This is a genomic window from Streptomyces albireticuli, from assembly GCF_021228125.1.
GTDB lineage: Bacteria > Actinomycetota > Actinomycetes > Streptomycetales > Streptomycetaceae > Streptomyces > Streptomyces albireticuli.
The window spans coordinates 36,964-48,383 of record NZ_JAJQQS010000009.1 but is presented as its reverse complement, the minus strand read 5'-3'; the positions used below and the strand labels follow the sequence as shown (position 1 = coordinate 48,383).

Sequence of the window (11,420 nt, the reverse complement as noted above, 5' to 3'; positions counted from 1 at the left end):
GAAGCGTCTACACTCGCAGTATGCCGCACGACCCCGCAGCCGCGGAACGCACCCCGTCCTCCCCGGAAGCCGCCGCGACCGCGGCCGGTCCGGCCTCCGGGCCCGCCGCGCCCCGGGTCCCCACCCCGCAGGAGATCGAGGCGATCGGCCTCGTCCCCCTGCTGGCCCCCTACCTCCGGCAGGCCCGCGGCCAGATGCCCGACGACCTGCGGGCGGCCTTCGAGGCCCACAGCCTCACGCCGCGGCACGGCGCCGTCCTTCCGCAGCTGCTGGCCGAACAGCCCCTGGCCGTGGGCGAGCTGGCGCAGCGGCTGCGGCTCTCGCTGTCGACGACCAGCGAGCTCGTGGGCGCCCTGAGCCGGGCCGGGCTGGTGGAGCGCCGCGAGGACCCGGCGAACCGGCGCCGCACCCTGGTCGCCATCCCGGCGGACCGGCTGCCCGTCGTCCAGGAGTTCATCACCGCGCGCTCGCAGCCGATGCTGCGCGCGCTGGACAGCCTGTCGCCGCGGGACCGCGCGGGGTTCATCGCGGGCCTGACGGCGTGGGCGCGAGAGGTTCAAGCCCAGGACGGGGCGACTGCCGCACACCGGTGAGGTGGGCGTAGACGACGACGTTGCCCAGGTAGGCGTGGGCCTCCTCGTCGAATCCACCGCCGCAGGTGATCACCCTCAACTCGGCGCGGGCGGTGTGCCCGTAGACCTTCCGCGAGGGGAATTCCTTGCGGCTGTAGACCTCGATCGCGTCGATGGTGAAGACGGCCGTGCGGGCGTCCGCGCGCGGCACCTCGACCGTGAAGCCCTTCTTCAGGGCGCCGAGGCTGTAGAACACGGCGGGGCCGGTGGCCGTGTCGACGTGTCCGGCGATGATCGCGGTGCCCGCGGAGCCGGGCGCGACCCCGTCCGCGTACCAGCCCGCGAGGTTCTGGTCGTCGTCGGGCGGGCTGGAGAGGCTGCCGTCGCGGAGCAGGGCGAGGGGGCGCATCGGGGCGTCGACCCGTATGGACGGGATCCGTATCCCGATGGGCTGGGCGGGTTCCAGCGGCGGCGCCTCCGCCCCGTGGCCGGGGGCGGCCGGGCCGGGCCGGCCGGTCGCGAACGCCTCGGCGGCGGAGGGCTGCGGCGGCGGCCCCTGGGCGCCGGCGCCGTGCCGTATCAGCCAGCTCCCGGCGCACAGCGCGATCGCGAGGAGTACGGCGACGACGGTCTTGTACCGGGACTCCTCGGCGTAACCGGAACGGTGCCCGGACCCGTAGGCGGCCCGGTACGGCCCCCCGGAACGGCCGGTCCGAGCACCCCGCGCCCCGTACGCGCGCACACCCCCGCCCGAGCCGTGCCCGGCCCCGGCCCCGGCCCTCGACCTCGACCTCGACGAGCCGGACGCCTCGCCGTACGCACCGAAGCCCCGCGCCCGGCCCCACCACCCCGCGTGCGCGCGGGCGCCCTCGCCCGAGCCGCCCCCGGACCCGCCCCCGGACCCCCGCGCGGCCGACACCTCGCCGTACGCACCGAAGCCCCGCACCCGGCCCCACCACCTCTCGTCCGCGCGGGCGCCCTCGCCCGGTCGGCGCCCCTCCCCGGACCCCGGGCCGCCCGGCCCCGAGGACGGTTCGCCGTGCCCGCCGGGACCCCGCCCCCGCCACTCCTCGTACGCGCGCACACCCCCGCCCGTACGCGACCCCGCCCCGGCCCCCCGGCACGTCGCCCCCGCCTCCGGGTCCCGGGCCCGGGCTCGGCGCCCGTCGTGCGGGCGGGCGTCCGGCGGCCCGCCCTCGTAGCGCCCACCCGGTCCCCACGTCCGTACCGCGTGGAGGCTCCACGCCCCGCGCCGGAGGGCGACCCGCGACCCGATCCGGCGGAGGAGCCCCGTCGGGGTCTCCTCCCGCGTCCCGGGGTCGCTCGCGGGCCGCGTCCTCGTGTCGCCCGGCGACCGCGCCGGGCCCCGGGCCGCGTCCGGAAGCCCGGCCTCCCCGGCCGCCCGCTCCTCCCGGTCCCCCCGGTCCTCGAACGCACCGGCGGGCCGGGCCCGCCGCCCCCGAGGCTCCCCGGGCCCGTCGGCGGCCCCGGGCCGCACCGCCGCCCCGGGCGTACCGCCTGTCCGCGACGCCCCACGCGCGGCGTCCCGACGTCCCTCGGCGGCCCCGCCCACGCGCGTCGCGCCGTCCCGCCGCGCCACCGCGCCCGCCCCGGCCCGCCCGGCACCATCCACGACCGGCACCGGCACCGGAGCCACCGCCGACGCCGCCCGCCGCCGGGACTCGCGCGCGCGGCGTTGCCGGGCCCGCTTGCGGGAGCGCTGGCCGCCGTGCTTCTGGGACATCGGGATCCTCCACCGCGCCCCCGGTCCCCGGGCGTTCGCGCGCGGGGACCGGGGAGGGAGCCTGCCGGACGGGGGGAGTGCGCGGGTGTCAGATCCGGTTGCCGCCGCCGCGCCGGCGCAGGAACCAGGTGCCGCCGACGGCCGCCGTCGCCAGCACCGCCGCGCCGGCCACGATCTCCGTCATGCCCGAGCCGTCACTCGTGGAGCCGACACCGGTCTGCACGCCGCCCGTCGGAGGCTTCGGGCTGGCGCTGCCGCCACCGCCGCCACCGCCGCTCGTGACGACCAGGTCGCCGGTGGCCTCCTTGCCGTTCTTGCACTTCACGCCGATGCCGTACGTGCCCGGCTTCGCCTTGTTCGGCACGGTGAACTGGCCGACCACGACCTCCTTGTGGGTGCCCGGCGTGAGCTGGAACGAAGCCGGTCCGCCGACCGCGCTGGCGTCACCCGTGCCGGAGCCGTTCGACCCGCACGCGGTGGTGTTCACCGTGACCATCGTGCCGGGCTGCGCGGGGTTCGGGGTGACCTCGACCTTCCCGAAGGTCGCGGCGAGCGAGGGCGAGCCCGCCAGTCCGAGGGCGGCTATGGTCAGGGCGGTCCCGGTGAGCACTCGTGCTGTACGCATGCCTGTTCCTCCGAGAGCGCGGACGCGGCACCGGTGTGCCGGCGACGGAGTGGGGGGTTCCGCGCTCCTCCAAGCCGAGGGAACCGGCGTTCCGGCACCCCCGCACCTTGACGTCACATCAGATGGACCGCCCCGGCCACGCACACCGGGCCCACCGGACGGCGTAACGGCAGGTCACCAGGGGTGACCGCGCGGTCACCGGTCCGGCGGCACCCGATCACGGCGAACGGGTGACCCGCCGGCGCCCACGGAGCCGTACGCACCACCCCGGCGCACGCCCCCTCCACACGCCTCAGCCGCCACCCCCACCCCACTGCCCTCACCCCTCCCGCCGCGAGCTCTGCCCTGAACCACACGGAACGGTGGCCCATGAGTCACAAGGGGTCACAGCCGAGGAGCCCGCGCGTATGCTCTGCGCCCATGGGGGAGAGCACCGAAGTCCCCGTCAACGACCAGGTGTTCGAGGAAACGTGGCGGGTGCGCATTTCCACGCCCGGCGGCGGCATGCTGGGCGCCGGGATCCTGCTGGGCGTCGACACCGTGCTGACCTGCGCCCATGTGATCCCGTGGGACGGCGGCCCGGAACCGGCCGGCGAGGTCCTGGTCGAGCTCGTCGGCGTCGCCGACGCGACGCCCGTGCGGGCCCGGGTCGCCGAGGGCGCCTGGGTGCCGGAGCAGGAGGACTCCCGGGGCGACGTCGCCCTGCTGAGACTGGCCGAGCCCCAGCACGCCCGGCACGCGGCCCCGCTGCACCGGATGGCGCCGTCCCCGGGCCGGACGGTACGGATGTTCGGCCACCCGGACATCCCCGGCCTGCGCGACGGCGTGTATTTCTGGGCCACGATCGACGGCCCCTGCGGTCCGCGCGGCGAGTGGGTGCAGCTGTCCCCGCGCACCCCCGCCGAGACCGTGCGCCCCGGCTTCAGCGGCGCGGCCGTGACCGACGTCGAGACCCACCGGGTGCTGGGCATGGTCGTCAGCCGCTACGACGACCGGACCACGGACGCCCCCACCGGCCAGCGGCTGCACCTGTCGTACATGATCCCGATCGAGACCATCGTCCGGCACCTGCCGCGGATCGAGGAGCACGTCGGCGGCCGGCGCGGCAACGACCTGCCCTCCGTGCCCCGGGGCGCCCCGCTCGACCAGGACTTCGCCCGCTGGCTGGCCCGCTGGCTCCGGGCCGCCGACGGCGGCGGCCGCCGCGGCATCGAGGCGATCGTCATCAAGAAGGGCGAGGCGGCCCGCGCCGCGACCCTCAGCCGGGCCGTCGCCCTCGCCGACCGCGAGGTGACGGCCGACTGCCCGCCCCCGGTCCCGGCCCCGGCGCCGCGCCCCTCCGACCACCCGGCCCCGCACCCTTCCGGCCACCCGCCCCCGGCGCCGCGCCCCTCCGACCGGCCGCCCGACCGGCCGCCCGAGCGCCTCCGCCCACGCCGCCCGGACAGGTCCCCCGGCCCGCCCCGCACCCTGCGCCCCCCGCTCCCCGTCGACGAGACCGTGCCGCCCGTCGGCAGCGTCGATCTCGCCCTCGACGTCTCCGGCGAGACCGTCGCCCAGGTCGCCGAGCGGGTGGCCGACCGGCTCGGCCTGCACACCGGCGACGGCGCCACCGCCGTCGGCCGCTTCGGCGAGATCCGCACGGTGCCGCTCACGGTCGTCGCCGAGGGCGTCGACTACGCCGAGGACCCCATGGCACTGGTCGAGTTCACCGACCTGCTCGCCGCCCGGGGCGCCCGGCTGCTCCTCGTCTTCCGTAACCCCGAATCGCAGAGCCTGGAGCTGGCGCTGAGGATGGCCGACCCGAGCAAGGACGAGATCACCGCCCGGCTCGACCGGGTCCACGACCGCATCGAGCACATCGCCCGCCGCGAGCGCGCCGCCCACGACCGGGCCGCCCTCGTCGCGCCCGTACGGACCGTGCCCCAGGAGGCGACGGGGCTGCGCCTCGACCTCACCACGCTCCGCTGCGACCCCGAGCGCGGCAGCAGACGGTTCCTGCCCAAGCTCGCGGCCTTCGAGAGCGCCGTGGAATCGGGGCTGCTCAGAGTCGAGGAGGCCATCGGCCTGGCCGAGGCGGGCGTGGCCCGCCGCGACGAACTGCGCGGCCGCCTGGAGGCGTTCTACGCCCTGCTCGCCACCCGCAGCCTGGAGGAGGAGCGGGCCACGGCACCCCTCTACCGCGTCGCCCACAACCTCCTCTACCAGGCGCCCTGCGAGCTCACCGAGGCCGAGCGGGCCGTGGAGCGGTTCGCCGAGGCCGTACGGCGGCACACCCACCGCCCGCGAGGAGGCGACCGGCAGTGACCCCACGGATCCCGCACGCCCAGCGCCCCGACTGCGACCGGCCCGACTGCCAGGGCTGCTCCGCCGACGGCACCGGCTTCTGCCGCGTCACCGGGCTCGCCCTGCGGTCCCCCGCCGAGGCGGACGGCCTCGCCGAGAGCCCGCCCACGGCCGGCACCCACCGCCGGCGGGCCACCGAGCGGCTGTTCACCGTCGGCCCGGCCGGCGACGGCCTGCTCGACCTGCCCGTCGTCCGCGCCCCCTCCCCCGAGGACCTGGTCGTCACCGACCCGCACGCCCCGCTCGGCGGCCGGACCTGCGGCTGGGAGGGCTGCACCGCCGTCGTCGGCCGGTCCTACGCCGGCCAGCCCGCCCTCACCACCGGCTTCTGCTCCCGCTGCGGCCACCCCTACGACTTCACCCCGCAGCTCTCCCCCGGCGACCTCGTCGGCGAGCAGTACCGCGTGGTGGGCTGCCTCGCCAACGGCGGCCTCGGCTGGATCTACCTCGCCGAGGACATCCGCCTGGAGGACCACCCCGTCGCTCTCAAGGGCCTCATCCACAACGGCGATTCCGTCACGGCCCTGCACATCGAGCGGAACTACCTGACCCGCCTCGACCACCCGCGCATCGTCCGCATCATCAACTACGTGACCCACCCGGGCCGGAGGGGCACCGGCGACGACGACCCCGACGAGCCGCCCGTCGACTACATCGTCATGGAGTTCGTCAACGGCATGCCGCTCTCGCAGGTCCGCGACCGCATAGGCCGCCGCGAGGGCCCCTTCGGCGAGGACCGCGTCTTCGAGTACATCCTCGCCTACGGCTGCGACGTCCTCGACGCCCTCGACCACCTCCACCGCGAAGGGCTCGTCTACTGCGACCTCAAGCCCAACAACGTGATGCACCAAGGCGAGCGCGTGAAGCTCATCGACCTCGGCGCCGTCCGCATCATCGGCGACCTCGAAGGCCCCGTCATGGGCGCCCGCGCCTTCATGGCCCCCGAGGTGATCCGCGACCTCGCCGCCGGCCTCTCCCCGCGGTCCGACCTCTACAGCGCCGGGATGACCCTCAGAGCCCTCTCCGACGAGGCCGGACCCCGCCCGCCCGGCCTGGCCGGCGAGTCCTACGAGCGCGCCGTCGCCCGCGCCGTCGCCGAGGAGCCGCTCGCCCGCTACCCCGGCGCCCGGGCCATGTCCGAGCAGCTGCGCGGCGTCCTCCGCGAGATCCGCTCACTGCGCACCGAGCGCGAACACCCGGAGCCCTCCACCCTGTTCACCCCCACCGCCGCACTCCTGGACGCCTCGCTCGGGCGCGTACCGCCCCTGGAGCGCTGGCTGTCCGGCGGACGGCGGCCGGTGCTCGACGGCGGCCTGCCCGCGCCCGAGCGGGTGCCGCTGGACCTGCCGGTGCCCTCCCCCGACCCGGCGGACCCGGCCGCCATGCTCCTGCTCCAGCCCACCGCCAGCGGCCCCCGCCGGCTCGTCCAGCAGCTGGCGGCCTCCGGCCACGACTCCGTGGAGATCCGGCTCCGGCAGTGCCGCGCCGCCCTGGAGCTCCACGAACTCGACGAGGCGGCCCGCTATCTGGCGGACGCCCGGCACCACCTCGGCCACGGCGGCCTGTACGACTGGCGGATCCACTGGCACCAGGGCCTGCTCGGCCTCGCCCGGGGCGACACGGACGCCGCGGAGGGCGCGTTCGACCGCGTCTACAGCGACCTGCCCGGCGAGTACGCCCCGAAGCTCGCCCTCGGCTACTGCGCCGAGCACCGCGGCGACCCGGACTCCGCCGAGCGCTACTACCAGGCCGTCTGGCAGCGCAACCGCTCGCAGGGCAGCGCCGCCTTCGGGCTCGCCCGCATCCGGCTGGCCGACGGCGACCGCACGGGCGCCGTCGACCTGCTCAGCAAGGTCCCCGAGGTCTCCCGCCACCACGACGCGGCGCGCACCGCCTGCGTACGGATCCTCGCCGGGCGGCTCCGCGCCGACGAGGGGCGCGGCCTGCCCGGCCTCGCCGAGCTCACCGAGGCCCTCACCCGCCTCCCGCAGCTCTATCTGGACGAGGGCCACCGCACCGGCCCGGCCCGCGACCGCCTGGAGGCCGAGATCCTCGACGTCGCCCTGGACTGGATCCGGGCGGAGTCGACACCCGTGGCCGACCGCGCGGGCGGCGGCCTGTTCGGCTCCGCCGACGAGGAGTTCACCATCCGCACCCGGCTCGAACAGAAGCTGCGCGGTCTCGCCCGGCAGGCGGGCACCCCGGCCGATCTCGGCGCACTGGTCGACCTGGCCAACCGCGTCCGCCCCAAGACCCGCTTCTGACCAGGGGGACCAGATGCACCGAGCGAACGGCAGCCACGCCGCACACCCCGGAGGGCACCGGCCGCCCACCGTGGCCGCGCAGCTGGGGCAGAACAAATACCTCGCCGCCGGCGACGGCACCGTACCGGCGCACGCCATCCTCACCGTGGAGACCGACGGCCTGGACCGGCTCACCGCCCGCGCCGGGTCCGCCGAGGTCATCGTCATCGACTGCTCCGGGTCCATGAACTGGCCCAGCACCAAGATCGCGGCGGCCCGGCGGGCGGCCGCCGCGGCCGTCGACGTGCTGCGCGACGGCACCCGCTTCGCCCTGGTCGAGGGCACCGAGCACGCCCGCGTCGTCTATCCGCCAGGCGGGGGCATGGCCGTCGCCGGACCGGACACCAGAGCCGACGCCGCCCATGTGGCGGGCGGGCTCGTCGCCATCGGCGGCACCGCCATGGCCGGCTGGCTCAGCTGCGCCCTGCACCTCCTCTCCGGGCAGGACGCCCCCATCCGGCACGTCCTGCTGCTGACCGACGGGCGCAACGAACACGACCCGCCGGGCCGGCTGGAGAGCGTGCTCGCCGACTGCGCCGCCGCGTTCACCTGCGACGCGCGGGGCATCGGCGACGAGTGGGCCGCCACCGAGCTCCGCGAGATCGCCGGCCGGCTGCACGGCGTCGCGGACGCCGTCGAGGACGACTCCGACCTGGAGGCGGAGTTCCGCGCCATGATGACCACCGCCATGGCGAAGGCCCTGCCGGACATGCGGATCCGGGTGAGCCTGCGCGAGGGCGGCGAACTGCGCTTCCTCAAGCAGGTCTTCCCCACCGAGCTGGACCTCACCGCCGAGGGCGTCCGGACCGGCGAGCTCACCTGGGAGTTCCCGACCGGCGCCTGGGGCGACGAGGCCCGCGACTTCCACCTCTGCGTCGCCACCGGCCCCGGCGGCGACCCCCGCGGCCAGGACCTCCAGCTCGCCCTCGTCACCCTGGTGACGGGCCCGGCCGAAGGCACCGGTGGCGCCGTGGAGGGCATCGCCCTGCCCGCGCCCCGCCCCATGCTGCTGCACTGGACGGACGACCACGCCCTGTCCACCCGGATCCACCCCCGCGTCGCCCACTACGGCGGTTACGCCGACCTCGGCCGGGCCGTCATCGCCGGCTGCGAGGCGTACGAGCGCGGGGCGCGGGAAGCCGCGGAGAAGGAGTGGGGCCGCGCGGTGCGGCTCGCCCACGAGCTGGGCGACGAGAAGGTGCTGCGCAGGCTCGGCCGGCTGGTGCACGTCACCGACCCGCCGCGGGGCGCGGTGCGGGTCCGCGGCGACGTCTCGCCCGGCGACCTCAACGCGGCCTGGGTGACGGCCGACCACAGCACCCAGTGGACGGCGCCCTCGGAGCCCGCGGACGCCCGGCGGGTCCCCGCCGCCCGGTCCGCGCGGCGCCCGGCCCCCACCCCGGACCGGCGGTGCCCGAACTGCGAACGCCTCGCGGCCCCCGCGGACAGGCACTGCGCCCAGTGCCGCTACCTCTTCCCGCGGTCGCCCGGGACCTCCGACGCCCCTGGGCCCTCCGTTCCCCCCGGCGTTCCCGACGCCCCCGACCCCCCTGGAAACGCCGTATGAACACGGAGCCCCCCGGCACCCGCCCGTACCTCATACGCCGCCTGGCCGCCCTGCTGATCGCCACCGCCCTCGCCTTCGGCGCCCTGATGGCCGCCTATTACGGGGTGGGCCGCAACGCCGCCGCGGTGACGGACCGCACGGCGCCGGCGATCGTCGAGGTCGAAGCGGCCCGTAAGGCGCTGAACGAGTCCTACACCAGCCTGGCGGGCAAGGAGACCGCCGAGGCCGAGGGCGTCGGCGAGACGTACGGCGCCGACCTCAACGCCGCCAGGCAGCACCTGGTGCAGGCCGGCCTCGGCACGGTCGCCGACAAGGAGGGCCGGGAGACGCTGCGGACCGCCACCGGGCAGGTCTCCTCGTACGACTTCCTGATCCAGCAGGCCGCCCGCAGCACCGGCAACGACACCCTCAGGGACGCCTACCTCGGCTACGCGGGGAACACGTTGCGGAAGAAGGGCAGCGGCATCGTCCCACGCCTGGAGAACGTCCAGCTCAGCCAGCGCGAGACCCTCGCGGACGAGACGTCGTTCGACGGGCTGCTGTGGTTCCTGTGGATCACGGCCTACGTGCTGTGCGCCGTGCTGGTCTGGCTCCTCGTGGACACCCAGCGCACACTGCGCCGGCGGTTCCGCCGCAAGCTCAGCCCGCCGCTCGTGGGGGCCACGGCGCTGGTGGCCCTGGTGCTGCCCCTCCTCACCTTCCTCAGCTCTCAGATCCAGCACAGCCTGAAGCTGGCGGCCGGCAAGCTCGGCACGATCAGCGATCCGGCCGGGACGCTGCCGAACGTGGAAAAGATCATGGGCGGCACCCACTGGCGGGCCGCGGTCGCGAGCTGGATCCCCCTGGCCGCCGTCGTCCTCGCCGCGCTGGTCGTGGCCGGCCTCCAGCCGCGGATCGAGGAGTACCGCTTCGGGAAGGTGCGGCACGGGGCGCGGCCGCGGCCGCGGGCCCTGACGCGGACCCGGATGTACCGGGCCGGTGCCGGGCTCCTCGCCCTGTGCCTGGTGCTGCTCGGGTCCGTGGTCAACGGCGGCCTGCCCGACCTGCGCGAGGGCCGGGTCACCGTCCTCGCCTCCTGGACCGGCGACGAGGAGAAGCGCTTCAGGGAGGTCCTGGACCGCTTCGGCGAGAAGGAGGACATCGAGGTCATCTACCAGGGCACCACCTCCCTGCGCGACGTCCTGCTGTCCCGGGTGGACTCGGGCGACGCCCCGGACATCGCGATCCTGCCCAGCCTCGGCGAAGCGGCCGAGTACACCGACGACCTGCGACCGCTCGGCAAGGGACTGGCGGAGCCGCTGAAGGACTACAAGCCGCTCTGGACCGCCGAGGACGACGCCGAGGTCCGCGCCGTCCCCGTCAAGGTCTCCCTGAAGAGCATCGTCTGGCACGACAAGGCGCGCTCCCGGGACCTCACCACGCTCGCCTCCCAGGGCGCCCGGTGGTGCGCGGGCATGGGCGGTGACGCGACGTCCGGCTGGCCGGGCACCGACTGGATCGAGGACATCCTGCTCCAGCGGAGCGGCAAGGGAACCTACATGGCATGGGCCCGGGGCGAGCTGCCCTGGGCCTCGGAGAAGGTCCGGGAGGCATGGCGGCTCTTCGGCGAGCGGCTCGGCACGGGGCCCGCGAGGACCGCCCTCCGGCAGGACTACACCCACGGCCCCTTCCCGAAGCCCGGCGAGCGGAGCGACGCCCCCGGGTGCGAGCTCCAGCACCAGGGCTCCTTCATCCGCACCACCTACCGGGACGGCGCGGACGCCACGTTCACCCCGTCCCGCGACCTCCTCCCCGAGGCCGACCGCACCGGCACCGCCCGCGAGATCTCGGCGGACTTCGCGACGCTGTTCGGCAAGAGCGCCGCCGCCGAGAAGCTCATGAGGTTCCTCACCGGTCAGGAGGCCCAGCGCATCTGGGCGAAACCCCTGCCGGACGACGAAGACAGGACCGCCACCCCCGGCGAGGACCCCCAGCGCCCCTTCTTCCTCACCTTCCAGGAAGACCTGCCAGAGGACTCGGTCAACGCCCGCGTCGACAAGGAGCTGCACGCCCGGGCCCCCCTGTGCCTGGACGCCTCGGACGTGATGCCCCCGCGGATGCGCTCCGCCTTCCAGCACGGCGTCCTGGACTACCTCAGCTCGCCCGACGCGCCGACGCTCAAGCGGGTCCTGGACGACCTGGACGCGGTCCGCGCGGACACGGCGAAGACCCCGCACGCGGATCCGCCCCGGGTGTGCAACTGACGGGCCGGCCCGCCGCCGGA

At 76.0% G+C, this 11,420-nt stretch carries 7 protein-coding genes; 5 read left to right on the top strand and 2 right to left on the bottom strand.

Features of this window, described 5'->3' with window-relative positions:
* Positions 1 to 20: 20 nt before the first annotated feature.
* Positions 21 to 593 carry a MarR family winged helix-turn-helix transcriptional regulator gene (locus LUZ64_RS17915; protein WP_095580832.1) on the top strand — a complete coding sequence of 191 codons (573 nt, stop codon included), beginning with the start codon at positions 21 to 23 and terminating at the stop codon, positions 591 to 593.
* On the opposite strand, the gene LUZ64_RS17910 is transcribed toward LUZ64_RS17915, so the two are convergent.
* Complete coding sequence (locus LUZ64_RS17910; RefSeq protein ID WP_232390199.1) at positions 523 to 1,179, bottom strand: class F sortase; 657 nt, start codon at positions 1,177 to 1,179, stop codon at positions 523 to 525. The genes LUZ64_RS17915 and LUZ64_RS17910 overlap by 71 nt on opposite strands.
* Before the next feature lie 1,225 nt (positions 1,180 to 2,404).
* On the bottom strand, positions 2,405 to 2,941 hold the full coding sequence (locus LUZ64_RS17905; RefSeq protein WP_095581626.1) for a GVDTG sorting domain-containing protein: 537 nt from the start codon (positions 2,939 to 2,941) through the stop codon (positions 2,405 to 2,407).
* A gap of 420 nt (positions 2,942 to 3,361) precedes the next feature.
* Between LUZ64_RS17905 and LUZ64_RS17900 the strand changes: the two genes are divergently transcribed.
* The 4 genes from LUZ64_RS17900 to LUZ64_RS17885 are packed head-to-tail and all read left to right on the top strand — an operon-like array spanning position 3,362 to position 11,400.
* A complete protein-coding gene (locus LUZ64_RS17900) occupies positions 3,362 to 5,248 on the top strand; it encodes a S1 family peptidase (RefSeq protein WP_232390186.1) in 1,887 nt (628 codons plus the stop codon).
* Positions 5,245 to 7,551, top strand: coding sequence for a serine/threonine-protein kinase (locus LUZ64_RS17895; RefSeq protein WP_095583473.1), 2,307 nt, complete (start codon positions 5,245 to 5,247; stop codon positions 7,549 to 7,551). The genes LUZ64_RS17900 and LUZ64_RS17895 overlap by 4 nt, the downstream gene beginning before the upstream one ends.
* Positions 7,552 to 7,564: 13 nt before the next feature.
* On the top strand, positions 7,565 to 9,157 hold the full coding sequence (locus tag LUZ64_RS17890; protein WP_232390187.1) for a vWA domain-containing protein: 1,593 nt from the start codon (positions 7,565 to 7,567) through the stop codon (positions 9,155 to 9,157).
* Positions 9,154 to 11,400 carry a GlnX family signal transduction membrane protein gene (locus tag LUZ64_RS17885; protein ID WP_095581534.1) on the top strand — a complete coding sequence of 749 codons (2,247 nt, stop codon included), beginning with the start codon at positions 9,154 to 9,156 and terminating at the stop codon, positions 11,398 to 11,400. Before LUZ64_RS17890 ends, LUZ64_RS17885 begins: the two co-directional genes overlap by 4 nt.
* Positions 11,401 to 11,420: the final 20 nt, after the last annotated feature.

Excerpts from the sequence above, each read along its gene's own strand:
- LUZ64_RS17915 (WP_095580832.1), top strand. The coding sequence starts at position 21 with ATGCCGCACGACCCCGCAGCCGCGGAACGCACCCCGTCCTCCCCGGAA.
- LUZ64_RS17905 (WP_095581626.1), bottom strand. The coding sequence starts at position 2,941 with ATGCGTACAGCACGAGTGCTCACCGGGACCGCCCTGACCATAGCCGCC.
- LUZ64_RS17900 (WP_232390186.1), top strand. The coding sequence starts at position 3,362 with ATGGGGGAGAGCACCGAAGTCCCCGTCAACGACCAGGTGTTCGAGGAA.
- LUZ64_RS17890 (WP_232390187.1), top strand. The coding sequence starts at position 7,565 with ATGCACCGAGCGAACGGCAGCCACGCCGCACACCCCGGAGGGCACCGG.
- LUZ64_RS17885 (WP_095581534.1), top strand. The coding sequence starts at position 9,154 with ATGAACACGGAGCCCCCCGGCACCCGCCCGTACCTCATACGCCGCCTG.